The organism is Corynebacterium lactis RW2-5 (genome assembly GCF_001274895.1).
In the GTDB taxonomy this organism is placed as follows: Bacteria; Actinomycetota; Actinomycetes; order Mycobacteriales; family Mycobacteriaceae; genus Corynebacterium; species Corynebacterium lactis.
The window spans coordinates 644,869-667,805 of the sequence record NZ_CP006841.1 but is presented as its reverse complement, the minus strand read 5'-3'; the positions used below and the strand labels follow the sequence as shown (position 1 = coordinate 667,805).

Genomic DNA, 22,937 nt, shown 5'->3' with positions numbered 1-22,937 from the left:
ACTTTAGGAGAAGGAGAATTACTCCTTCTCGCCTTCCAGCTCGATCAAGCCGTAGTCGAATGCGTGACGACGGTAGACGACGGACGGACGAGAGGTCTCCTCATTGACGAAGAGGAAGAAGTCATGACCGACGAGCTCCATCTCGGACAGCGCGTCCTCAACGGACATCGGGGTGGCCGAGTGCTGCTTGGTACGTACGACCTGGCCAGGCTGCATGTCCTCGACCTTGTCCTCGTACGGATCCGCCTTCGTTGCCTGCTCGGACTGGGCCTCCGCCACCAGCGAAGCGGTTGCCTCGCCGACGGAAATCGGGGCACGGTGGCCGGAGCGGCTGATCTTGCGGCGAGCCTTTACCTTGCGCAGAGAACGCTCCATCTTGCCCAGAGCGGACTCGAGCGCAGCGTAGAAGCTGTCTTCCTTAGCCTCGGCGCGGGCGAGGTGGCCCTTGCCGGTTGCGGTGATCTGAATGCGATCGGAACGATCTGCACGGCGCGGGTTCGGCTCGTGCTGAAGTTCAACGTGGAAGAAGGTCAATGTAGGGTCGAGACGCTCAACCTTGGCCAGCTTCGACTTCACACGCTCGGCGAAGTGCTCTGGGACCTCAACGTTGCGCCCGGTAATGGTTACCTGAGCGTTCGGGCTGAGTACCTCGTTGTTGTCAGCAGGTGTGGACACTTGCTACCTACCTCCCGGTATGGCCACCGCCCTTCCGTGAGCGGGATTACTCACGGCGTCTACGGTGACGGGTCTTACTGCACCTCCAAGGATACAGACACGGGGGTAACCCACGCCATGTCCTGCAGGAAATCTTTTGCCACTTTCCGACGGCCCTTCCCTCAGGCCCTGGACACAACCAAGACGAGGTCGAGGCGCACCCCTAACGAGGCCAAGACCAACTCAGTCTCGGAGGCTGTCGCACCTGTCGTCGCCACATCGTCGACGAGTACCACTGTGGCAGACTCACAGAGTTTCAGCAGTTGAGCGTGTTTTTCGGACCCGGCGGTTACGTTCGGAAGGATTCGTCCTGACAAGTTCGCGCGACGCTGCGAGGCTCCCAGTTCCGCGGAGTCCGTAGTCGACGCTTGCGTCTGCACCAGCGACAACACTTCCACTCCGCGCATTGTCGCGGCAGCAAACTCACAGGCCAGAGTTACCGGATCGCCACCCCTTCGCCGTGCCGAGCCTCGGCGCGTAGGTGCCGGAATTAGGACGATGGGGGTGATTAACGGGGGCATAATCTCGCCGACCGCAGCAAGGTTCCCCAGCGCAGCACCGACCACAGCTCCCATAATCTCCCTGGCGCGACGGCTTCCCCTCTCCTTTGCGGACAGGATTATTCCGCGGTGAGCCCCGGCATACGGCCCGCAAGTCCAGGCGGGCGCCCTCAAACTAGCGCGAGGAGAAAATCTTCTCGGAACCTGCTGCAATTGCGCCTTGCACTGCGGGCAGAGATCCCCGGACTTCCCATGCTCAACGCACTCACCAGACCTGCCACACCCCGGACATTGCGGTGGAACAAGTAGCTCTCCCACCGCGCCCACGAGATGTTGCACCTGTCGCAGTGCTCTGTCGGCGAATGCTCCAAGTTCAGGTTTCCGACGGTACACAGAGCCATCCCCCTCCATTTACTCTCGCGCCCCTTCCCCTTGTGAGGCGCAATCTCCCTTGGAGCCTAGCTGATTTGGGCCAGGCCGCTACTCGACGGAAACCGGAGCCATTCGTCCCGAAACGCCGGGCACCTTTCGCCAGAACTGCTCCTCGCCCTCTCCGGAGATCAACTCCATCAGCGCATTGGTATCGAGCGCGTAGAGCCTCGACGACGTCGAAGAGACGACCGTCACCGGCGGCGAGAGGTTCAGCTTGGGCAGCACCGAGCTGGTCGCCCCGTCCGGGTACACGCGCCACATCGGCGACTCGTATCCGAAAGCACCGATTGTGATCGTCTGGTTAGCCGACCAGGTGAGAGACAGCGGGCTAACCCCCTCGGACAGAGCTATTCGGCGCGGGTACGTCAGCTTCCAGGGCTTGGACTCGCTGCGTTCAATAGTCGCGATGTAGACCTGGGCGTTGGCGATCATCGCGACCTGGGTACCGGAGGGATCCACGCGGAATTCCGAAATCTGCTGGTCACCCTCACCCAACAACCCTTCGAGTTCGCTAGTGTCCACCTCTTCGGCGACAATTTGGGACGACTCGGGAGAGCGAACTAGGCGCAGTACCTTATTGCCGTCCTTGACGGTCCACACCGCCGAGGCATCTGGCGACCACGATGGCCGGGTCAGGCTTTGCCCCTTCAGGACAGGCGCCGGAGTGCCACTGGCCAGCCCCAGCATGAGGGTGGACTCGGCGTTGTTGTCCCGGCTGGCCCGGAATACCGCGGCGAGCAGCTCCGTTCCCTCCATGTCCACACCGACGGCAGCCGAAGTGAGGATCGTGCTTCCGGTTGCGCGCCAGCCCTTGCCCATCGGGTTAGCTCGCCCGTCCACAACCTCGTAGATGCCGTCGTTGTCGACCGTGCGCATCCGCACGAGATCCGCCGGCATCCTGCTGGGGTCGAAGGAGCGAATCTCATCGCTATCCTTCGTCCAGGGGCCCTCGTGATTGGGCACGAGTGGTTTACCATCCGCCATCAGCAGCCATGGGCCGCGGAAGTCCGCGCTGGCGAGAGTCCAGACAATTTGGGCGGCCAGCATCGTTCTCAGGTCGGAATCTACCTCTCCCAGTCCCGAGATATTGACGGTTCGGCCTTCAGCGGTGATATCCGGCCCCGCCTCCACGGAAATTGAGGCGGTGTTGCGAAGCACCGTCGTCACGCCGGGAATCAACGGCGCGCTGGGACCGTTCTTCAGCTTCGTCAGCAGGTCGGTGGCGCCGTCATTGACACCACGATAGAGCCAGCGCCGCTCCGTCACCAGCTGATTTCCGGAAGGGTCCAGGAAGTAAATATTGCGGGGCGCGTTGTTGTCTAGGAAGGTTTGCCGCTCCATGACAACCCCATCGGGAATCGACGAGATGCGCCACTGCCCGTCGGCACCCAGCTCCATCTCGACGCTTTCCTCAAGCGCCGCAGTGTTGGGCTCGTACGCGCCGTCATCGCCGATTAGGCCGACACCATTGCCCCGGGCAGTGAAGGATTGCCGATTCTGATTGGACGACTCCGAGTTTGTAGAAATCAGATTGATGCCGTCGACAATTCTGGCGCGCTCCTTGGGATTCCAGCTCTTCGCCAATTCGGGTGTCATGAAGGCGCGCATCGCCGCGTAATCGTCGATGGGGTGCGCTGCCGCCGCGTAGAAATCACGCAGGATGAGATCCGCGTTGACGTTCGGGCGAGGCTTCGGCACGTCAATCCTCGCCTGCGGCGCCTCGAAGGGACGAAGCACGTGCGGAGTCGTGTTCCTGGGAACGGTCGTACAGCCTGCCACACCGAGAACCAGCGCCGCCGACACCGCCACGATTCTGCGCGCGTTACGCCGCAGCGGAGAGCGCGGATGTTGGAATTCGCTCATCACAGTCCTCAGATCTCCTCATCTCCGCTGTTCGCTTGCCGACGTTCGGCTCCCGTAGTCTCCCCGGACTCTCCTCTGCCGTCGTCAAGGATCTCCTTGGGTTGCTGCACCGAGGACTCGTCGTCAAGCACCTGCAGAGGCAGCGGCGAGGGGCCCATTGCGGCGTTCGGTTCGAGGGGAACAGTGAGTCGGAAGCAGCTTCCCACCCCGGGGATTCCGTGCGCCTCGAGCTCGCCTCCGTGGAGATGTGCGTCCTCGCGGGCGATGGCGAGACCGAGGCCGGTGCCGCCGGTTCTGCGCACTCGGGAGGGATCGGCGCGCCAGAAGCGGTTGAAGACCAGCTCCTCCTGCTCTGGCTTCAAGCCGACGCCATGATCGACGACGGTGAACGCCACGGCGGAATCGCTGGCGCGGACGTAGACGTCGACAGGGTTTCCTTCACTGTGATCGATGGCGTTAGCCATAAGGTTGCGGAGAACTCGCTCGATACGACGAGTATCCACCGTGGCCGCGACGGGTTCGTCCGGCATGTGCATCCGCACCTCTGTCTTGGACTCTTGGGCCACGACCGTAACCTGCTGGTACGCCGCGTCAATGCATCGGCGCACATCGACCTTCTCGGCCGAGAGATCCGCGACGCCGGCATCGTGGCGGGAGATTTCGAGCAGGTCGTTCAGGAGCATCTCGAATCGCTCGAGCTCCGAGTTCATCAACTCGGAAGCTCGGCGGGTTGCGGGGTCGAGGTCCTCCGCGCCGTCGGCAATCAAATCAGCGGCCATACGCACCGTCGTCAGCGGCGTGCGCAGCTCGTGGGACACATCGGACGTGAACTGCCGCTGCAGGCTGCCGTACTCCTCGAGTTGGCGAATCTGGTTGGACAGGGACTCTGCCATCTTGTTGAAGCTCATCGCCAGACGCGCCATGTCGTCCTCGCCCTGGACCACCATGCGCTCGCGCAGGTGACCGTCCGCCCACCTCTGAGCGATCTGCGAGGCCGAACGCACAGGTGCCGTGACCTGGTTGGAGAAGAACCACGTGATCGAGCCGAGAAGCAGCGTAATCACGAACATCGCGCCGAGCAGCAGGCTGCGAACCAGGTTAATCGTCGATTCCTCCGCCGCCATCGGCATAACGAGATAGAGCTCGAGGCCGTCGACCGTTGTCGTCGTCGGGGTGCCAATAATCAGCGCCGAATACGTCGAACCATCGTGGCCGGTGACCTCCCGCACCTGGTAGGCGATCTGTCCCTGCCGCACAATGTCGTGGAGACGCTGCGGGATATCGGCATCGATAGGCGAAGAGGCCACAGTGGTCCCGCGCGGGACGGGCGCGACAAGCAGGGGCTCGTACGACGTCAGTGCGCCGGAGCTAGTCCCCGCCGCGCGGTCCACCAGAGCCTCGCGCCCGACGTTAAGCAGCGCCTGCAGCTCGTTTGCAGCCGAATTCTCAATCGCCTGTTCGACGACGACCCTGGCGCGGTCGACTTCCTCATCGGCCGCGGAGACTTTCGCATCCACCAACCGCTGCGCAACCATCGATGCCAGCGCGAAGCCGACAATCGCAATAACCAGCGCACTGAGCAGCACGACCGAGGTGAGGATGCGCGTCTGGATGGACGTGCGCCACAGGGTCACGCCCCATGAGACAGCGCGGTCAGTACGCGAACGGACTTGTGAGATTATCTGGCCCAAAACGAACGACTTCCGGCTCCGAAACTGCTATTCGCCGGTCTTGTAACCGACGCCTCGAACCGTCAAAACAATCTGCGGATTCTCCGGATCGACCTCAATCTTGGAGCGGAGGCGCTGGACGTGGACGTTGACCAGGCGGGTATCCGCGTTGTGCTGGTAACCCCAGACCTTCTCTAGCAGCTCCTCACGGGAGAATACCTGCTTCGGGCGGGATGCCAGGGCGTGCAGCAGGTCGAACTCCAGAGGCGTGAGCGAAATTTCCTTACCAGCACGGAACACCGCGTGACCGGGGACGTCGATAGTAAGATCGCCGACCTCAATGGTCTCGCTGGGGCCGTCCTCCTGGCGACGCAGGCGAGCGCGAACGCGAGCGACCAGTTCTTTCGGCTTAAAGGGCTTCGTCACATAGTCATCGGCGCCCGACTCCAGACCCAAAACCACATCGACCGTATCGGTCTTCGCCGTGAGCATGATAATCGGGACGGACGAGGTCTCGCGCACGTTACGGCACACGTCGACACCGCCTAGGCCTGGGAGCATCAGGTCAAGGAGAATCAAATCCGGGTTCTCACGGGAGGCAGCTTCAACTGCCTCCAGGCCGTTATCCACGACCACGGTCTCGAAGCCCTCGCGCTCCATCACCATCGTAAGCATCTCAGCGATAGCCGGATCATCATCTACTACCAGGATTTTTGACGTCATGGATTTCATTCTAGCCGTAATTCAATAACATCTTGACTTAACGAAAGTTCGTGGCAATCCACTCGTCGAGCACCGAGACCCCGTCATCTCCCGTCAGGAACAGCCAGGGCGAGCCCCATTCGCTCGCCGCCAAATCCGAGTATGCGGCAAGAGTTCGGCTCTGCAACGAACCGTCCTTTTCGTAGACATCGCGCACTCGGCTGGCATCGGACTGCTCCCGCGAGCGCGCTCGATCAGCGGCGACCTCAACGGGCGTCGCTAAGCAGACCTGCAGGTCGGGGGTGGGCAGGCCGAATTCACTGAACTCCGTACGCTCGATCCAATCGACAATCGCCCGGTCCCCGGTTCGAGCGAAGGAATAGGCCGCGTTCGAGGCGACATAGCGATCGATGATCAGAATGTCGCTGTCCCGCTCGGCCTGCGCAATCGCTTCCCGACGGTCCTTGCGGTCGAGCGCGAAAAGCAGAGCCATGGCCCACGCGGACTCTGCGGTATCGCCCAACTGTCCGTGGAGCGCCTGATCTGCGAGGTCCGCGAAGATTGTCTGCCGATACGCGGGGAAGGTCATCCTCTCCACGATCAAGCCACGAGCGCGCAGGGACTCGGACAACGCCGTGACCAGGGTGTTCTTCCCCGCGCCATCAATGCCTTCGATAGCAATAATCATTGTTGTGCGCTCGGACTCGCAGGCTTAGTAGCGGTAGTGCTCGGGCTTGTACGGGCCCTCGACGTCAACGCCGATGTACTCGGCCTGCTCCTTGGTGAGGCGAGTCAGCTCGCCACCGAGAGCCTCGACGTGGATGCGGGCAACCTTCTCGTCCAGGATCTTCGGGAGGCGATGCACGGTGTTGTCGTACTTGTCGCCGTTGCAGAAGAGCTCAATCTGGGCGATTGTCTGGTCAGCGAACGAGGTCGACATGACGAAGGACGGGTGCCCCGTGGCATTTCCGAGGTTGAGCAGCCGTCCCTCGGACAGGACGATGAGCGAGCGCTCGACACCGTCGGCATGCGGGAAAATGTACTCAGCGACCTGCGGCTTAATCTCTACGCGACGGACATCATCGCGGTGGTGCAGGCTGTGCATGTCGATCTCGTTGTCGAAGTGACCAATGTTGCCCAGCAGGGCGTGATCCTTCATCTGCTGCATGTGCTCGAAGGTGATGATGCCCATGTTGCCGGTCGCGGTGATGACGATGTCGACATCAGCGATGACGTCCTCGGTGCGAACGACATCGTAGCCGTCCATCAGAGCCTGCAGAGCGTTAATCGGATCGGCCTCGGTGACCTGAACTCGCGCGCCTTGGCCGGACAGAGCCTCGGCGCAGCCCTTGCCCACGTCGCCATAGCCGCAGACCAGAACATTCTTACCGCCCACCAGCATGTCAGTGCCGCGGTTGATGCCATCCAGGAGGCTGTGTCGGGTGCCGTACTTGTTATCGAACTTCGACTTGGTCACGGCGTCGTTGACGTTCATGGCCGGGAAGGGCAGAACTCCCTGCTCTGCAAAGTGGTAGAGGCGGTGGACACCGGTCGTAGTCTCCTCGGTGACACCCTTGACGGACTCTGCGATGCGGTGCCAGCGGCCATTGTCCGCCTCCAGGCTGCGGCGCAACATGTCCTTAAAGGCAATGAACTCGTCCGAGTCGGACTCGTCGGTCGGCGGAACTAGGCCGGCGTCTTCAAACTCGACGCCCTTGATGACAGCCATGGTGGCATCACCGCCGTCGTCGAGAATCATGTTGGCCTCTTCGTCTCCCCAATCGAAGATACGGTCGAGGCACCACCAGTATTCCTCAAGAGTCTCGCCCTTCCAAGCGAAGACAGGTACGCCCTGTGGGTCCTCCGGGGTACCGTTCGGGCCGACGACGATTGCGGCAGCGGCCTCGTCCTGGGTGGAGAAGATATTGCAGGAAGCCCATCGAACCTCAGCGCCCAAGGCGGTCAGCGTTTCAATGAGGACCGCAGTCTGCACCGTCATGTGGATGGAACCCGAAATACGGGCACCGGCCAAGGGCTGCTGCTGCGCGTACTCTTCACGCAGCGCCATCAGTCCGGGCATCTCGTGCTCCGCCAAACGGATCTGGTGGCGACCTGCCTCAGCCAGGGAAAGGTCTGCGACCTTATAGTCAGTGTTCTTCGACGACATGTACTGCCTCTTTGTCACGCTAGAAAATGAAAGTTGATACGGGAACTTCTCTTGCAGCCCCGCCCGATGCACTCCCCAAAAAGAATGGGGACACGAGAACCCGCCTGCTGCCGGGGGTAATAACAGGCGAAAGCCGAATAAGTCTCGCCCTACTCTACCGCCCTACTAAATAGGTTCTACTCGACGGTCTCTACGAAATCTTCGAGGAGGGCCTGCGTAGACTCGTCGAGCGATGAGGTGAGGTTTTCGAATACTTCCGCCGCGACCTCGAGCAGCTTGTCGCCTCCGACTGCGTTTTCCGAAATGCCCTCCCGGATGAAGCCATAATCTTCGACGATGTCTCCGCCAGAGAAAGGAGCGCCGTTCCAAATCGCAGCTACGATAGCGGCCGCAATACCGCTCAGCTGCTCGTCCTCGTTATCGCTGCTCAGGGCAATTTGACAGGCGTCCACCAGGGCGTCGACACGGTCAGCGACATCGAGATCCTGCAGTTCATCGAATAGCTCGATGGTCGAGTCGTTAGAGAAGATTTCCGATTCCCACACAGACATAGGCTTTTCCCTTCGATGCATGTGTCTTGCATGTACCTTTCATCGCCGTTTTACCCGAAGCAGCAATGATTTAAAAGTGCCCAAGTAGCAAATTTTGTTTTTAGGATAAAGCACACCTTTTCCCCGGTAAATGGGGGTATCCAGATGTATGGTTCTAGGAAAAATCCGAGTCGCACACTATCAGAAAGATAACAGCCGTGTTAAGTTAGGGACCACACTTCGTAATGGAAACGTTACCAACGGAGTGCTTGCACAAGTTCGCTGACGAAAGGACACTGGCGTGGGAAAGAAAATCCTTGGCTCTCTGCTCGTAGCCGCGCTTCCCCTTTCGGGAGTTCTCGTCAGTTGCGCCTCTGCAGAAAAGTCCGCAGAGGTGGGCGCAGCCAACTCCGTCACGGCGACCACGGTCGAAAGCGCCAGCGACATGCTGCCCCACAAGGCGGATGATGCAGCGATTAAGCGGGATTCCTCGGCAACCGAGAACCCTTCGACCAGCGCCTCGTCCAGCAATTCGGATTCGACCTCTCCCGCCCAGCGGGCAACGGAGGATCCGTACCTGCCGCCTCGCGCGTACATCCCCTCGGGGCCGTTGCCGAGCAACGCCGTCAAGCCCCAGGAGCCCACTAATGTTTCCACGGGGCAGGAAGCTGCAGCACCGGTTCCCAGTAAGCCGGTTCCCGTAGTTCCCTCCGCGCAAACGGCGCCGACGGGCGAGAGTGCCCCTGAGACTAGCCAGTCCCCCGAGCCCTCGAGCACCAAGCAGCCAGAAATCAAGCGGGATTCAGTCCCCGCGGCGCCATCGTCGCCCCAGAATTCCGGCTCCAAGCCGAGCACGAGCTCCGAAGCGGAGACCCCACAGAGCACGGCAACTGAGCAGCCTGCACCGTCGACCCAGCAGCCGAAGAAGCAGTCCGCGGCACAGCCGGAACCTGCTATGCCGGAGTCGCTGCGTCCCGCGGGCGCGGAACCAACAGCACCTTCGTCGACGAGCGCCACTTCGACGCAGCCCACCACCACTGCGCCGCAGCAATCCGCTGATGCAGAGCCTGAGAAGGCTGGCTCGGAGAAGTCAGATTCCGGGAGCGGCTACTTCTCCGATGTCTCTAAGTTCTTCCGGTTTTAGCCCCGTCCACGAGGCCTCATAGAACCCTTTTAGCGCGGGACTGTTGCCACAAACACCTGGGCACCAGTGGCACGCGCAGTGTCCGCGGCTTCCTGGGCCGCCACAGAGCTTTGATTTTCCTGCGGTTCCGCACGCAGCTGGATGTTGCTAGCCTGCGCCGCCGGAATCCACGCCGCGTGCCCGCAGGGCACGTCGAGCGTTTGGCTCCCGCTAGACAAGGTCACTTTTCCTTCGGTAACCAGAACAATCGTGGCGCTGTCCCGACCGAAGTCCACGCTCTCGCCGGACTCAACCCTAGTCGAGGCGAGGGAAAACTCGTTGGCCGGAGTATCGAAGTTACTCCACCCCTCGCCGTCGACTCTGCCGTGCAGCACGGGAGCCTCCAGCGGTTCGAAGCACAAAACCCTCAACAGCTCGACGACATCCACATGCTTGGAGGTCAGGCCGCCTCGCAGCACATTGTCCGAATTGGCCATGATTTCCACGCCCATACCGCCCAGGTACGCGTGCAGCTGTCCCGCCCCCAGGAAGATTGCCTCCCCCGGCATGAGCCGCAGCCTGTTGAGCAGCATAGAACCAAGGACTCCCGGGTCACCGGGGTACTTCCTTGCCAGCTCGCACGTAGTCTCGGCGACCAGCCGGTACTCGGGATCGTCACCGCCGTATTCGGCGCAGCGCTTCGCGGTGGCCTCCACCAGCTCGTCTAGGACGTCCTGCGGCAGTGTCAGCCACGTCGTGAACAGAGCCCGGAGGCTACTTTCATCGTCCACCGAGTCCAATAGGCCCAGGTAGTGCTCGAGCTCGGGCACCCCGAACTCCTCGAACATCTGCTTCGTGCGCTCAACCGGACGAAAACCCGCCAGGGCATCGAATTGGGTTAGGGCGACGATGAGCTCCGGCTTGTGATTATCGTCGCGGTAGTTTCGAAAGTGCGCCGTCGGCGGAATGCCCTGGGCATTTTCCCTGTGGAACCCCTCCTGCGCCTCCGCCAGAGTCGGGTGCGCCTGCAGCGACAGCGGCTCGTCCGCAGCAAGCAGCTTCAAAAGAAAGGGAAGCTTTTCGCTTTCCGACGCAGCCCGCGCTCCGAGTGCTGCCACGGGATCAGCTGCAATGACACTATCCAGCGCTTTGCCGTCTACCGTCGCCGATGCCAGCGGGTGCGCCCCGAACCAGAGTTCGGCCCATGGCTTTGCCGTCGGCGAAGCCACACCGGTGATGTCGGCAAGATGCGTCCGAGAGCCCCAGGGGTACGACTGAAGTACGGGGTCCAAGAGGTCCATGCCCAAATCACTCCTTAATTACACGCTGACATGCGGGGTTAGGCCCGGCTGGAAAAGGCAGCGATAGCTGCAACTCTCGCCGCGGAGACACAGACGTCAACCAACGGGTGCCGAGCCGAAGCATCAAGCGCGGGGCACTCGACGCGAGCCCATTCCGTCTCGCCAAAATGGTCCTGGAGGAGGTCCGCTGTATTCGGCGAGGCGATAACAATCGCTCCCAACGGTAGCACTGAAGACCCTTCGGGTTCGTCATCGATATACGGGTCGTAGAAAATATCGTGACCGGAACTGTGAGTTTCCGACAGCAGAACGCCGAGGCTCTGCAGCAGCGCTACGCTGCTCGTAGCGTGCACAACCTGCCCGGCCTCGAGGAGCAGCAGTGCCGCTAGTTCGGCAATGGGCTCCCCGATTCCCCTCGATCCAACGCAGATTTTTCTTCGCTCCGCCCACCACGACGCGGCCTGGCGCGCGGGGTTGACCGTTAAGTCGCGCTGCGGAGAGCAGGCAGCAATATCGACATCGACGGCGTCGGCGACTTCCTCCAGCACGCCGGCAGGCGCAATCGTAGACACCCCGGCCTCTGTAAGCGCACTGGCTATGACGCCGAAGTAGCCGTTGAAGGAACCTCCCTCTGCCAACGCCGGCCGCGGTATCACAATCGTCGATGCCCCGGCAGCTGCGCGCAGCGGCCCCTGCCCTGGATCAACCAAGATTGTTGCGGCACCCCGTCGATCGGCCTCCGACAGTTGCTCCGCAAGCTGGCTTCCCGGATCTTCATCTGCAACAATCACCAAATCCAGTGCCCCGACGTAGTTCGGCAGCTGCTGCGCAACCACGATTGGGGCCCTGGCATCGTCGGCAAGCGAAACTACCGAGCGGGCGGCGAGTTTCGCCCTCCGGTCCCCCGCCAGGACCACAACGCTACGGGGCAGCGACAGTGAAGAGAAAGCGCCCTCGCGCACGGCGGAGACTACGGCGCGCAGCGCGGCCCCTTCCCCAGAAGCGCGGAAAAACAGGGCATCCTGCAGAGCGTGCTGAGACGAAGTCATACTCCTAGCTTGCCCTAACTGGCGCGCACGCGGGTGACAGTCACGAATCAGGCCTAGCCGCGGATGATGCCCAGGACCTCGTCGACGAGGGCATCGACCTCGGCGCGAGTGGGAGCCTCGACGTTGAGACGCAGTAGCGGCTCGGTGTTGGAGGCGCGGACGTTGAACCAGGCCTTGGAATCCTTCAGCTCGATAGTCAGGCCGTCCATCCAGTCGGAGGAGGCGGTGCGCTCGGCGAAAGCGGTCTCAATCTCGGCCTGCTTAGCCTTCTGCTCCTGGGCGCTGCCCAGGCGGGAGTTAATCTCGCCGGAGGCCTCGTAGCGGGTGTACTCCGCCATGAACTCGCTCAGCGGCTTGTCCTGCTCCGCCAGCGCGGCGAGCACGTGCATCGCCGCGAGCATGCCGGAATCAGCGTTGAAGAACTCACTGAAGTAGTAGTGGGCGGAGTGCTCGCCGCCGAAGACGGCCCCCGACTGCGCCATCTGCGCCTTGATGAAGGAGTGGCCAACGCGGGTACGCACGGCGGTGCCGCCATTCTCGGCGATCATCTCCGGCACGACGTGCGAGGTAATCAAGTTGTGGATGATCGTCGCTCCGGGGAACTTCTGCAGGTAGCGCGAGGCGACCAGCGCGCAGATCGCCGACGGGCTGACAGGGTTTCCGAGCTCGTCCACCACGAAGCAGCGGTCGGCGTCGCCGTCGAAGGCGATACCGATATCGGAGCCGGTCTCCACGGTGAACTTCTGCAGGTCCACAAGGTTTGCCGGCTCCAGCGGGTTGGCCTCGTGGTTGGGGAAATTACCGTCGAGCTCGAAGTAGAGGTCCGCGATGTCGAAGTCCTCGCCCAGCACTGCGGGAACCGTCAGGCCGCCCATGCCGTTGCCGGCGTCCACGGCGACCTTCAGGCGACGGCCCGAACGAACATCCACCAGCGAGTGGAGGAACTCAGCGTAATCCGCCAGCACGTCCTTGGTGTCGATTGCGCCGGCTTCGCCGTTGTACTCCGGGATACCGTCGACCAGAAGATCCTTAATCTTGCCCAGACCGGTTTCCTCGCCCACCGGACGTGCGAGCGAGCGGCACATCTTGATGCCGTTGTACTTCGCCGGGTTGTGGCTGGCCGTGAACATCGCTCCCGGACACTCGAGAGCGCCGGAGGCGTAGTAGAGCTCGTCAGTGGAGGTCATGCCCAGCAGCGTCACGTTTAGGCCCTGCGCCGCGGCACCGCGGGCGAAGCTCTCCGCCAGCTCCGGGGAGGACTCACGCATGTCATAGCCCACGACAGCGCGAGTGGCCCCCTCTCCTCGCATGATGTAGCCGAAGGCAGCTCCGATATCGCCGACGAGGTCCGGGTCGATGCCCTCGCCGACGACACCTCGAACGTCGTAGGCCTTGATGGCGGCGTCCAGATCGGAACGGTTGTAGGTTCCCACGAAAAAGCCTCTCTGGGTCAAGAATCAATCTAGGAAGATATTACTCGCCGCAGAGAGGCCATTGATAACTTCGACGAAGCTGGGGCGTTAAAATCGCGCCTACTCGCTGCCCTCATCCGAATCCGGGACCACGTAGAGATGCCCCCTCGCCGATTTGCGTGCCGACGGATGCCTGCTCGAATCGATCTTGTAAGCCTGGGGGCGATTGTCCTTCTCCTCCTCGCGGAGGACCAAACCCGTGGCGTTGCGACCGGCCTCGCGAACTGCTTCCGCCAGTGCCGTTAGGTCATCGTCGTCCTGAGCGGCCGTCGGTACGTCATAGCGCACGAGCTCCCAGCCCAGTGGTGCCGTGATGGAGCGCGCGTGCTTTTCACACAAATCCCAGCTGTGGGGCTCGGAGGCAGCAGCGAGCGGCCCCAGTACGGCAGTCGACTCGGAGTAGGCGTAGGTCAGGGTGGCTACTGCGGGCTTACCGCAGCCTGGACGGCAGCAACGACGAAATACACTCACAAGTGCAAAGTCTAGACCTTTACTTGAACTTTTTCACAGTATTGGGACAGCACGGGGATAGAGCTGCCGCAAAATGAGCCCCAAAACACGACGGCTGCGCGGCACATCCCACAGCAAGCCAACAACGGGAATTAGACTCACCAACTATGAACGTCAACCACAGCGGGATCCGCCGATCAATCCGCCGCGGCCGCGGCCCCCGTGGACCGCTGCTCCCCCCTGAGGTTCCCCGGTGGAAGAGCCGTTCTGAATCATTCGACCAGGCCGTCATCGACGCCTATTCCCCGCTGGATCAGCGGTGGTCCCGAGAACTATCGCACCTCGACATCGCCATCGACACAATCCCCCGAATGCAGCTGAGCCCTGGGATGTACCTGCCTGAGGAAATCGTCGCCGACGGCGCAGTCCCTCTGGGCCGACTGATTCCAGCGGGCATCGACCGGGCGGGCAATCCCACCAGACCATGCGTGGTGGTTTTCCGTCGCCCCATCGAACGCAGAGTCGGCGACCGCCGGGAGCTCGACTTGCTGCTACGCCACGTGCTTACGCTGCTCGTTGCCGTCTACCTCGGGATTGAGCCCCTCGACGTCGACTCGGACTTCGACGAGGACTTCCTATAAGCCGTCCGGCGACACAGGTGGGATAGACAGAAAAAATGGCCCTCACCAAAAACTCGCGAGAGCCAGAATATTGAGCCCGGAAAATTAAGCAGGCCGCTAGGATACGGCTAGCCGATTTCCTTCTTCAGCCTGCGGCGTTCACGCTCCGAAAGGCCACCCCAGATACCGAAGCGCTCATCGTGTTCCAAGGCGAACTCCAGGCATTCATCGCGAACGCCGCACGCACGGCAGATGCGCTTCGCCTCACGCGTCGAACCGCCCTTCTCCGGGAAGAAGGCCTCAGGATCAGTCTGGGCACACAGCGCCTGCTCCTGCCAATCCTGATCTACGGCCTCAAAAAGACCGGAGAGGTCATCCGCCCACTCTGCCAACGGTCGAGGCTGGTTCTCAGAGGAGCTTTCGGTCACGTGGTCTTCACCCGCATTCGTCTCATGATCGACCGCGAAGTTGCCATCAAACATGCTGGACTTATCCATGCTGAGGGCCTCCTGCCGACGATAACTTTGGGTCTACTTGGGTCTTGCTCACACAATCGCGACCTTGTCACAGACCGCATCCAAGCCGGTTAGAGGCTGGAAAAGTGCGAAACACACATTTGTGATTACACACGTGTAACCCACTGTCGGTCAAGCCGAACGGGGAAATTGGGAATAACTCTCTATTGCCCCAGAACCCACTCCCCCCGCGTTGGGGATTAAGTACAGGTTGAGGGATGGGTGCGCTGCCCCACTCCTGGCGCTCTAAAACGGACCAAATTTCCTATTCGCTCACCTCGGCCGAGACAATGCTAGACGCCGGTTCGCTAGACGTCAGTGGAGAATCGCACACCGTGATCGGGGATTGTCACACCCGGCCATACTCGCAGGCCATTAATCAGCTCGCACCTGGCGCCAACGACAGCGCCCTCGCCGATAATCGCGTCGCTGACCACGGTACGAGGCCCGATGTCCGCGCCCGCGGCAACGATCGACCTCTCAATCACCGCTCCCGCTCCGATGCGCGCACCGTCGAAAATGACAGACTGATCGATGCGGGCTCCCGCACCGATCTCCGCGCCGCGGCCCACCACGGAGCCACCGTAGAGCAGGGCGCCTCCGCCGACCGAGGCTGAATCGTCGACAAGCGACTCCCCGTGGTGACCTTCGAGCAGCGGCGAGGGGGCGATGCCGCGAACCAGGTCGGAGGAACCGCGGACAAAGTCTCCCGGGGTTCCCATGTCGCGCCAGTAGGCGTAGTCGACGTGACCGTAGACAGCCCTGCCACCGTCCAGGAGCGCCGGGAAAATCTCGCGCTCGACGCTAATCGGCCGGCCAGCCGGAATCGACTCTATGACCTCGCGGCGGAAAACGTAAATGCCGGCGTTGATCTGGTCGGTCGGCGGATCCTGGGTCTTCTCGAGGAACTCGAGAACTCGGCCGTCGGCGTCAGTGGGCACGCAACCGAAGGCGCGCGGGTCGGGGACGCGCACCAAGTGCATGGTCACGTCCGCGTCCTTCTCAGCGTGGGTGCCGAGGACCGCCCGCAAATCGGTGCCGCCGAGGACATCGCCGTTGAACACCATCGCGGTGTCGTAACGCAGTTTGTCCGCGACATTTCGGATGCCGCCGCCGGTGCCAAGAGGCTCAGTCTCGACGACGTACTCAATCTCCAGCCCGAGGTCGGAACCGTCACCGAAGTGCTCCTCGAATACTTCAGCCTTGTAGGAAGTGCCGAGAACCACGTGGGTCATTCCGGCTGCGCGGATTCGCCCCAGTAGGTGCTCGAGGAACGGGCGCCCCGCGGTCGGGAGCATCGGCTTCGGCGTGTTAACCGTAAGAGGCCGCAAACGCGTCCCCTGCCCGCCGACGAGAATGACTGCGTCGGTGCGCTCGGCCAGAGCAGCGCCGGCCTCGTTCGAGGCGTCAGCACCCGTGTTGGAACGGACTTCGGTGGTCATGAGAATCGGTTACTTTCTGTCCTAATCGACGGTCGACGGCAACTGGTTATCCGCTGCATAGGCACGCTCGAAACAGCCGCCGCGAAGGGACTAAATTAATTCCTACGCTTTTTGACGGCGATTATGGCGGAGCCACGCACGAACAGCCCGGCGCGCAGAATCAGCCTCATCGGCGCCCACTTCCATCCCGGGAGCCGATCCGACATGAAGCGGTACGCGGATTCGTGGTGGGCCCTGACCGTAATCTCCGGGTGTTTGCTGGCCGAATGCCCCTGCGCGTGGCGGATTTCCGCCGCCGGGCAGAAAACATTTCGCCATCCGGCGCGGCCCAGCCGGTCTCCCAGGTCGACGTCCTCCATGTACATGAAGTAGCGGGTATCGAAGCCGTCGATAGCTTCGAACGCGTCCCACTTCAGCAGCAGGCACGCGCCCGAGAGCCAGCCGGCGTCCCTCTCGCGGCTCATGTCGGAGTCATCGCGGTAGCGCGCCGAGAATGGATTCGACGGCCAGACATCCGCCAGTAGTGCGTGGCCAATCCCGGAGACGAGCTCCGGAACTGCGCGCGCCGACGGATACACGCTCCCGTCGGCCTCACGGATCAGCGGCCCCACCGAACCCGCCCGCGGATTACGAGCCGCGCAATCGAGCATCGCGTCAATCGAACCCGGCTCAAAGATGACGTCCGGGTTGACCAAAAGGACGTAATCTGGGTTTATTTCCCCCGCCCTGCGGGCGCGATCCAACTCGGCGATGCCCCGATTCGCCGCTGCTCCGTAGCCGATGTTGCCTCCTGTGCGCAGCAGCTTCACGTCCGCCCCGGTAGTCGCCGCACGTTCGGTCTCCGCCTCGACGGAACCGTCGACCGAGCCGTTGTCGGCCATAATCAGCCGAGTCCCGGCGCTGGCAGCCGCGTCCAACGAATCCACCAGTTCGCTGATGTGTCGCCCGGGCGAGAAGGTGACAGTCACTACGCCGAGCGGGAGTGTGCTTGGAACCGTTTCATTCACAGTAATAAAGCCTAGGACAGCACCCTGCGCAACGTGGCCTCCCACTCCGGCAGGGGCGAAAGGCCAGCGGCGAGCCAGCTGTCGGGAGACAGGACCGACCACGCCGGGCGTCTTGCCGGGCGCGGGAACTCCGCCGAGGTGCACGCACGCACACGCCCGGGATCCTCGCCAATGGCTGCGAATACCGCCCGCGCTACATCGAGCCAGGTCGCATCTCCGCTGCCGGTGGCATGCACGACTCCTCTCACTGCGTCTCCGCTCACCGCGCGTTCGGCCAGCTTCCAGATGCCTTCCGCGAGGTCCCCGACGAACGTGGGATTGCCGCGCTGATCGTCGACGACGTTAATTATGCTTCCCTCTGCCGTCCCGCCCCGCGCGAGCCCAATCATCGTCGAGACGAAGTCCTTCGCCTCCGGCTGGGTCGGCCCGGACCATACCCAGGCGGTGCGGACGATGACGGCATCAGCTCCGGAGTCGACAACGTTGGTCTCCCCCACCAGTTTCGTGCGCCCGTACATCGTGTTCGGAACGGTGTCGTCGTCTACTTGCAGGGGCCGTGGCGGGCCAGAGTGGACTACGTCGCCAAAGACGTAGTCGGTGGACACGTGGATTAAGTATGCCCCCTCCTGCTTGGCCCTGGCCGCCAGGTATTTCGGCCCGAGCGCGTTGACCAGGTGCGCGGACTCTGGGGCGGTTTCGGCACCATCAACGTCGGTGTAGGCCGCGGCATTGATGATGACCGAGGCGTCGGAAAGCGCGTCGGAAGAGGCGACAGATTCGGCGCTGGCAACGTCGAGTTGGCTGCGGCTCAGGGCGACTACCTCGAACGCTTCCGCCTGCGGGCAGGCCTGCAGCGCGACACCCAGCTGCCCCGCAGCCCCCACGATCACGACCTTCGCTTTACGACGCGCCGACACCGGCGACGAGATCTCCTGCTCAGCGGCGGCCGCGGCGCCTGCGGCAGCCGCAGTGCTCGGCGTAGCCTGAGGTGTGCTCGAATGCGTTCGGGTAATTTTAGTCATATCCTTCTTTTTCACTATCGTGTAAACGAATAACAGGCGGCCCGTGCCAGCGCGCACTAAGTGCTCGCCGAAGAAACTATTCTCATCCGTTGTCACAGGAGGCCTGGTTTGAGTAGCCAATCGCCACGTCCGCGTCATGCGCGGGACATTCAAGCCCCACCCTCCTTAGCCGAGAGTACCGCCCAGGCGTGGCCGGCGATGCTGCGCAACGCACTCATCGTCGTTTCCGCGATTTTCCTGGTCGTATCCGCGGTGGGCTGGTGGACGCTGGGCCGCACTACCGACAACCTGGGCTCCGGTGGCGATTTCGGTCTGGGTGCCACCAAGGACGGCGCGACGGACATCCTTCTCGTCGGCTCGGACTCCCGCGCGGACGCTAAGGGCAACCCGCTTACCCCGGAAGAAATCGAGATGCTCCGCGCCGGCGACGAGAAGGCGACCAACACCGATACGATCATCATCATTCGTGTGCCTTCCGACGGCTCCTCGGCCACGGCTATCTCCATTCCCCGAGACACCTACGTACACACGAACCGACTGGGCAATACCAAGATCAACGGCGTATACGGCAACACCAAGCAGGCGGTCGAAGAGGAGCTGGCGCAGAAGGGTACGGATCCGGCCGAGATTGAGAAGCGTTCGACCGAGGCCGGTCGCCTCGCGCTGATTCAGACGATTGGCGATCTCAGTGGCATCACCGTCGACCACTACGCGGAGGTCGGCCTGCTCGGATTTGTCCTGCTTACCGACGCTATCGGTGGCGTGGACGTCTGCCTCAACGCCCCGGTCTACGACGAGTTCTCGGGCGCTGATTTCCCAGCTGGTCCGCAGACGCTCAGCGGCCCCGACGCCCTGTCGTTCGTGCGCCAGCGCCACGGGCTGCCCCGCGGCGACCTCGACCGTATTACTCGCCAGCAGGTGTTCATGGCCTCGTTCGCCAATAAGCTGCTGGGAGCAGGCACGCTGTCCAACCCGGCGAAGCTCTCTGAGCTGGGCACCGCCGTCCAGCGCTCTGTTGTCCTGGACGACAACTGGGACGTCACCGGTTTCGCGACCCAGATGCAGGGCCTGACCGGTGGAAACGTTAAGTTCGAGACTATCCCCGTCACCTCTATCGACGGCACGGGCGACTACGGTGAATCCGTCGTGACCATCGATAAGGGTCAGGTCCACAAGTACTTCGAGACCCTGCTCGGCCCCAAGGAGGGCGAAGGCGCGAAGGCTCCGGAGGACAAAGCCCCAGCCGACCACGACGCTGCGGCGACGACCGTGAGTGTTTACAACGCAACCGGCATCGAGGGGCTTGCGAGCCGGGTCGCGGACGTACTCGGTGAGAAAGGCTACTCGCGCGGCGAAGTTTCGAATGCGGAGTTCGCCGGCGTCGCGACCAGCCAGGTCAACGCGGCGGATCCGGACGATCCCGCCGCCAAGGCCATCTCTGAGGCTCTCGGTGGCGTGCCAATTGTCCACGACACGACCCTGAATCCGCACCACATTTCCGTCACTGTCGCCGGTGACTACTCGGGGCCGGGCGTCGATGGCGGCGGGGTCGCGCAACCGGAAGCCGCCCCCAAGCCGCCTGCCGACGACGGCGCTAACGGCGACGTCATCGGCCAGGAGGGCGGCGCCGTAGCCGAGAACCCGACGCCAAAGATCGACGCCGGCGGCCTGGTCTGCGTTAACTAGACAAAGCGCAATTAGCCGACCGCGCTCCAGCTGCATCCGGCACGCGCCAGCCAACGCGCCGAAAACTTTCAGCGGCCTTTAAGAAGTACGCCTGGGTTTCGGCGCGTTTTCCGCTACATGGGCAATCAGGTTGTACTCGTCGATTGCGGCGAGCGACTGGCGAGCGTCCTCCTCATCTAAAACGTTCATAGCAAAGCCGTTTTGGATAAAGACCCAGTCACCGGCCTGTAGCTCCGGAACGTACATCGCGGAAACGCTGCGCTGCTGACCGGCCATTTCCACCACTGCACTCGGCAGCGGGCCGTCGGTGACCTCCAGTACCTTCGCCGGAATTCCCAGGCACATGTCTTACGCTTCCCTCTCTACCGCCAAAGTCGGCGACTGCTAACTCGACAATATCCCTACTTCGTCCGCGAGCGTTCTTCGAATTTGAACGTCATCAGCCCCGCGGGCGCGGAACTACACGGCAGGCACGGGTCCGCCGCCCAGATCGACTCCTCGATTCCGTCGTCGCCTCGCTTGGCACCGGAACCGGCCTCCTCCAGCGAGCTGCCGCGCATCCGCTCGGTCAACATCTCTGTGAGCCATAGTTCGTTTTGCGCGGTCGGCGTCATAATCTGACAGTCCGTGATGATGCCGTCGGCCGCTGCGGTGTACCTGTGCACGAGCAGCCCGCGCGGCCCGTCGACGATGCCGACGCCCGTCCGGCTGCCCTCAAGCCCCGCCGCCTCGACGGCCTCCTGCGCTCTCCTCACGAGGATCTCCTCCCCCAGCAGGTCCGACGAGTCCAGCAGCTCGGCCGCACGCTGCGCCGTATCCGCCAGCAGTTGCTCTTGAGCCGCCGCCGGGCTCGCGCCGCGCCTTCCGACGACCGCCAGGCGCGCAATCGGCCCCACCCTGTAGAAGCGGGGCTGCTGGGTGCAGGGCGCATTCGCCGGGCTGAAATCGAAAGCGGGCCGGGGCGCGGCGTCGCCGGGAGCCGTCTCCCGGACGCGATTGCCCCATTCTGCGGCCGCGAAGACTCGCGCTTCGGACTCCCCGGGCACGGCGACGCCGAGGTAGTCCCCCAGCGGATCCAGGCCACCGTCGGCGTCGACCACCGCTATATCGAGGCCAGGAAAATTGTCGGCGAAACTGCCGTCCAGGCCGTCCTTCCCGCTCGGCACCCCGTTGTCCCCGCTGCCGACGATGGTTCCGCTGGCCAGCAGCTGCGCTACCGCCTTCCGAGCCTCGGCGACCAGCGCTTCGTCAGCAGGCTTGCGCACACCGCCTGGGACTGCGACGTCCGGGAAATGTGTCGGCGACCCGGCAGCACGGAGGCACGCCTGGCCGGCTCGTTTGATAGCGCGGGCGGCGTCTCGGTCCGTGGCGACGAACTTCGTGGCCAAGCTGTCTAGCGTCGAGCCGGCGCAGAGCAGCTGACGAATCAGGCTGGCTGTCCGCGAGATTTCTGTAATTGAAAACAACGCCTCCACCGCCCGCACCCCAGCGAGGTGGTGGACTACGGGGCACAGACCGCACAGCCTCTTGGTTATGTCCGGCACATCGACCGCCCGCTTGCCAACAAGCATTCCATCGATACGAGGCAGCCCGGAAAGGTCGAAGGCGACCTGATCTACAGTGCCGTCGGGCGCACGGTAGACACCCAGCTTGGCCTCGAAGGGGTCGACAAGCTCGTCGAGCTGGATCTGTTCGACGCTTACCTTTTCTGAGGGTGCCATTGCTGTCCTTCCACTGTCGCGTTGGCAATAATGGTAGTCGTGCATGAGCTTGGGCTTTTGACCAGCGTGGTCGAGAAAATCTCCGAGGTGGCCCCCGGCCGCCGAGTCACCAAGGTATTCATGCGCGTCGGCGACCGCTCGGGTGTAGTCTACGATTCGCTCATCGCCGCGTGGCCGGTAGCCAGCTTCGGCACGGACTGTGAGGACGCGCAGTTCGAGGCGGAGCTGGTTATCTCCACCGTCTACTGCCCCACCTGCGATGCCGAACACGAAATCGACCAGTTCTACGCCCTGACCTGCCCAGTCTGCGGTACACCTACCGCCGACCTGCGCCACGGGCGCGAGTTCGAAATCTCCAGCATTGAGGTGGAGAAACAGGGCTAGCTAGTCGAGTTCCGCCAGCCACTCGTCGATGAGCTCGCGGGCCACCGGCACCGCCTTGTCAATCCCTCCGAGCACCGTCTGGCTAAGCCCTACAACCATGTCCGCCGACTCGTAGACCACACCGACCACGCCTACTCGCTCCGGCTCAGAGCCGAGCAACCGCGCCGCCGTCAGCAAATCCAGCAGGCCGACCTGGTGCGCCGAGAGCTTCGCCGCCAGCAACCGCGGAATCTGGTCCCCCACCAGCTTTACGACGTCACCAGGTTTCCCCGGCCCCGCGAGCGCATCCAGCAGCAGGAGATTTTTCGACTCCTGGATTACCGGCAGCAGCTCCATTCCGCAGGTGCCGCCGTCGATGTAGGCGACTGAGCCCTCCCACTCGTCACCGCGGCCGCGGTTATCGGCCGGATCGGAAAGTCCCGACGGCGTCCACACTAGCCGTGCCGAATCGGCGGGGTCGGCGTTGCCGGCGTCGGCAAGCGAGGGGGCGAGGCGGCGGAGCAGCTCCAAGCCGATGCCGTCATCGCCCATGACGGGGTTTCCAATGCCAAGCACCGTCACCACGGG

23 protein-coding genes are annotated in these 22,937 nt (G+C 62.7%); 4 read left to right on the top strand and 19 right to left on the bottom strand.

Annotation, left to right across the window (positions count from 1 at the left end):
* Positions 1–18: 18 nt before the first annotated feature.
* The 8 genes from hpf to CLAC_RS02755 form a co-directional block, all read right to left on the bottom strand.
* Complete coding sequence (hpf, locus tag CLAC_RS02790; RefSeq protein ID WP_053411599.1) at positions 19–675, bottom strand: ribosome hibernation-promoting factor, HPF/YfiA family; 657 nt, start codon at positions 673–675, stop codon at positions 19–21.
* A 161-nt stretch (positions 676–836) separates the two neighbouring features.
* On the bottom strand, positions 837–1,289 hold the full coding sequence (locus CLAC_RS02785; RefSeq protein WP_053411598.1) for a hypothetical protein: 453 nt from the start codon (positions 1,287–1,289) through the stop codon (positions 837–839).
* A 405-nt stretch (positions 1,290–1,694) separates the two neighbouring features.
* Positions 1,695–3,509 (bottom strand): LpqB family beta-propeller domain-containing protein, encoded by a 1,815-nt coding sequence (locus CLAC_RS02780; protein ID WP_053411597.1) that lies wholly within the window; start codon positions 3,507–3,509, stop codon positions 1,695–1,697.
* A gap of 8 nt (positions 3,510–3,517) precedes the next feature.
* The gene (gene mtrB, locus CLAC_RS02775) at positions 3,518–5,143 is read right to left on the bottom strand and encodes an MtrAB system histidine kinase MtrB (protein WP_245621946.1); all 1,626 of its coding nucleotides are present in this window, start codon (positions 5,141–5,143) and stop codon (positions 3,518–3,520) included.
* Positions 5,144–5,227: 84 nt separating this feature from the next.
* The gene (gene mtrA / locus CLAC_RS02770) at positions 5,228–5,902 is read right to left on the bottom strand and encodes an MtrAB system response regulator MtrA (protein WP_053411595.1); all 675 of its coding nucleotides are present in this window, start codon (positions 5,900–5,902) and stop codon (positions 5,228–5,230) included.
* 37 nt (positions 5,903–5,939) lie between these two features.
* Positions 5,940–6,569, bottom strand: coding sequence for a dTMP kinase (locus CLAC_RS02765; RefSeq protein ID WP_053411594.1), 630 nt, complete (start codon positions 6,567–6,569; stop codon positions 5,940–5,942).
* 24 nt (positions 6,570–6,593) lie between these two features.
* Positions 6,594–8,048, bottom strand: a complete 1,455-nt coding sequence (gene ahcY / locus CLAC_RS02760) for an adenosylhomocysteinase (RefSeq protein WP_053411593.1) — start codon at positions 8,046–8,048, stop codon at positions 6,594–6,596.
* 176 nt (positions 8,049–8,224) lie between these two features.
* The gene (locus CLAC_RS02755; protein ID WP_053411592.1) at positions 8,225–8,599 is read right to left on the bottom strand and encodes a DUF4259 domain-containing protein; all 375 of its coding nucleotides are present in this window, start codon (positions 8,597–8,599) and stop codon (positions 8,225–8,227) included.
* Positions 8,600–8,879: 280 nt separating this feature from the next.
* Between CLAC_RS02755 and CLAC_RS02750 the strand changes: the two genes are divergently transcribed.
* A complete protein-coding gene (locus tag CLAC_RS02750) occupies positions 8,880–9,722 on the top strand; it encodes a hypothetical protein (RefSeq protein WP_053411591.1) in 843 nt (280 codons plus the stop codon).
* 29 nt (positions 9,723–9,751) lie between these two features.
* Here CLAC_RS02750 and manA read toward each other — a convergent pair whose 3' ends face one another.
* From manA to CLAC_RS02730, 4 genes are all read right to left on the bottom strand, one after another.
* Positions 9,752–11,002, bottom strand: a complete 1,251-nt coding sequence (gene manA / locus CLAC_RS02745) for a mannose-6-phosphate isomerase, class I (protein ID WP_082313053.1) — start codon at positions 11,000–11,002, stop codon at positions 9,752–9,754.
* Positions 11,003–11,040: 38 nt separating this feature from the next.
* The gene (locus CLAC_RS02740) at positions 11,041–12,051 is read right to left on the bottom strand and encodes a hypothetical protein (RefSeq protein WP_053411590.1); all 1,011 of its coding nucleotides are present in this window, start codon (positions 12,049–12,051) and stop codon (positions 11,041–11,043) included.
* Positions 12,052–12,104: 53 nt separating this feature from the next.
* Positions 12,105–13,484 (bottom strand): phosphomannomutase/phosphoglucomutase, encoded by a 1,380-nt coding sequence (locus tag CLAC_RS02735; RefSeq protein ID WP_082313051.1) that lies wholly within the window; start codon positions 13,482–13,484, stop codon positions 12,105–12,107.
* A 99-nt stretch (positions 13,485–13,583) separates the two neighbouring features.
* Positions 13,584–13,994: a DUF3499 domain-containing protein gene (locus CLAC_RS02730; RefSeq protein WP_053411589.1), complete on the bottom strand. Its 411-nt coding sequence runs from the start codon at positions 13,992–13,994 to the stop codon at positions 13,584–13,586.
* A 146-nt stretch (positions 13,995–14,140) separates the two neighbouring features.
* On the opposite strand from CLAC_RS02730, the gene CLAC_RS02725 reads away from it, so the two are divergent.
* Complete coding sequence (locus CLAC_RS02725; RefSeq protein ID WP_053411588.1) at positions 14,141–14,614, top strand: metallopeptidase family protein; 474 nt, start codon at positions 14,141–14,143, stop codon at positions 14,612–14,614.
* Between the two features lie 107 nt (positions 14,615–14,721).
* On the opposite strand, the gene CLAC_RS02720 is transcribed toward CLAC_RS02725, so the two are convergent.
* The 4 genes from CLAC_RS02720 to rfbD form a co-directional block, all read right to left on the bottom strand.
* Positions 14,722–15,090, bottom strand: a complete 369-nt coding sequence (locus CLAC_RS02720) for a WhiB family transcriptional regulator (protein WP_053411587.1) — start codon at positions 15,088–15,090, stop codon at positions 14,722–14,724.
* 326 nt (positions 15,091–15,416) lie between these two features.
* A complete protein-coding gene (gene manB, locus CLAC_RS02715; protein ID WP_053411586.1) occupies positions 15,417–16,550 on the bottom strand; it encodes a mannose-1-phosphate guanylyltransferase in 1,134 nt (377 codons plus the stop codon).
* A 95-nt stretch (positions 16,551–16,645) separates the two neighbouring features.
* Positions 16,646–17,518 (bottom strand): glycosyltransferase family 2 protein, encoded by an 873-nt coding sequence (locus CLAC_RS02710; RefSeq protein WP_245621945.1) that lies wholly within the window; start codon positions 17,516–17,518, stop codon positions 16,646–16,648.
* A gap of 50 nt (positions 17,519–17,568) precedes the next feature.
* On the bottom strand, positions 17,569–18,579 hold the full coding sequence (gene rfbD, locus CLAC_RS02705; protein WP_053411584.1) for a dTDP-4-dehydrorhamnose reductase: 1,011 nt from the start codon (positions 18,577–18,579) through the stop codon (positions 17,569–17,571).
* 108 nt (positions 18,580–18,687) lie between these two features.
* On the opposite strand from rfbD, the gene CLAC_RS02700 reads away from it, so the two are divergent.
* Positions 18,688–20,265 carry an LCP family protein gene (locus tag CLAC_RS02700; protein WP_053411583.1) on the top strand — a complete coding sequence of 526 codons (1,578 nt, stop codon included), beginning with the start codon at positions 18,688–18,690 and terminating at the stop codon, positions 20,263–20,265.
* A gap of 78 nt (positions 20,266–20,343) precedes the next feature.
* On the opposite strand, the gene CLAC_RS02695 is transcribed toward CLAC_RS02700, so the two are convergent.
* Together CLAC_RS02695 and CLAC_RS02690 are read right to left on the bottom strand one after the other, a co-directional pair.
* Complete coding sequence (locus tag CLAC_RS02695) at positions 20,344–20,610, bottom strand: HypC/HybG/HupF family hydrogenase formation chaperone (RefSeq protein WP_053411582.1); 267 nt, start codon at positions 20,608–20,610, stop codon at positions 20,344–20,346.
* Between the two features lie 56 nt (positions 20,611–20,666).
* Positions 20,667–21,986 carry a nickel-dependent hydrogenase large subunit gene (locus CLAC_RS02690; protein ID WP_053411581.1) on the bottom strand — a complete coding sequence of 440 codons (1,320 nt, stop codon included), beginning with the start codon at positions 21,984–21,986 and terminating at the stop codon, positions 20,667–20,669.
* A 39-nt stretch (positions 21,987–22,025) separates the two neighbouring features.
* Here CLAC_RS02690 and CLAC_RS02685 point away from each other — a divergent pair, with 39 nt between their 5' ends.
* Positions 22,026–22,370: a hydrogenase maturation nickel metallochaperone HypA/HybF gene (locus tag CLAC_RS02685; protein ID WP_053413226.1), complete on the top strand. Its 345-nt coding sequence runs from the start codon at positions 22,026–22,028 to the stop codon at positions 22,368–22,370.
* Here the strand turns inward: CLAC_RS02685 and CLAC_RS02680 are convergent, their stop codons facing one another.
* A complete protein-coding gene (locus tag CLAC_RS02680; protein WP_053413225.1) occupies positions 22,371–22,934 on the bottom strand; it encodes a hydrogenase maturation protease in 564 nt (187 codons plus the stop codon). It lies immediately after the preceding gene.
* Positions 22,935–22,937 lie beyond the last annotated feature (3 nt).

What these genes read in the sequence shown, in the direction of transcription:
- CLAC_RS02785 (WP_053411598.1), bottom strand. Translation starts at nt 1,289, where the DNA reads ATGGGAGCTGTGGTCGGTGCTGCGCTGGGGAACCTTGCTGCGGTCGGC.
- CLAC_RS02780 (WP_053411597.1), bottom strand. Translation starts at nt 3,509, where the DNA reads ATGAGCGAATTCCAACATCCGCGCTCTCCGCTGCGGCGTAACGCGCGC.
- mtrA (WP_053411595.1), bottom strand. Translation starts at nt 5,902, where the DNA reads ATGACGTCAAAAATCCTGGTAGTAGATGATGATCCGGCTATCGCTGAG.
- CLAC_RS02765 (WP_053411594.1), bottom strand. Translation starts at nt 6,569, where the DNA reads ATGATTATTGCTATCGAAGGCATTGATGGCGCGGGGAAGAACACCCTG.
- ahcY (WP_053411593.1), bottom strand. Translation starts at nt 8,048, where the DNA reads ATGTCGTCGAAGAACACTGACTATAAGGTCGCAGACCTTTCCCTGGCT.
- CLAC_RS02755 (WP_053411592.1), bottom strand. Translation starts at nt 8,599, where the DNA reads ATGTCTGTGTGGGAATCGGAAATCTTCTCTAACGACTCGACCATCGAG.
- manA (WP_082313053.1), bottom strand. Translation starts at nt 11,002, where the DNA reads ATGGACCTCTTGGACCCCGTACTTCAGTCGTACCCCTGGGGCTCTCGG.
- CLAC_RS02740 (WP_053411590.1), bottom strand. Translation starts at nt 12,051, where the DNA reads ATGACTTCGTCTCAGCACGCTCTGCAGGATGCCCTGTTTTTCCGCGCT.
- CLAC_RS02725 (WP_053411588.1), top strand. Translation starts at nt 14,141, where the DNA reads ATGAACGTCAACCACAGCGGGATCCGCCGATCAATCCGCCGCGGCCGC.
- CLAC_RS02720 (WP_053411587.1), bottom strand. Translation starts at nt 15,090, where the DNA reads ATGGATAAGTCCAGCATGTTTGATGGCAACTTCGCGGTCGATCATGAG.
- manB (WP_053411586.1), bottom strand. Translation starts at nt 16,550, where the DNA reads ATGACCACCGAAGTCCGTTCCAACACGGGTGCTGACGCCTCGAACGAG.
- rfbD (WP_053411584.1), bottom strand. Translation starts at nt 18,579, where the DNA reads ATGACTAAAATTACCCGAACGCATTCGAGCACACCTCAGGCTACGCCG.
- CLAC_RS02695 (WP_053411582.1), bottom strand. Translation starts at nt 20,610, where the DNA reads ATGTGCCTGGGAATTCCGGCGAAGGTACTGGAGGTCACCGACGGCCCG.
- CLAC_RS02690 (WP_053411581.1), bottom strand. Translation starts at nt 21,986, where the DNA reads ATGGCACCCTCAGAAAAGGTAAGCGTCGAACAGATCCAGCTCGACGAG.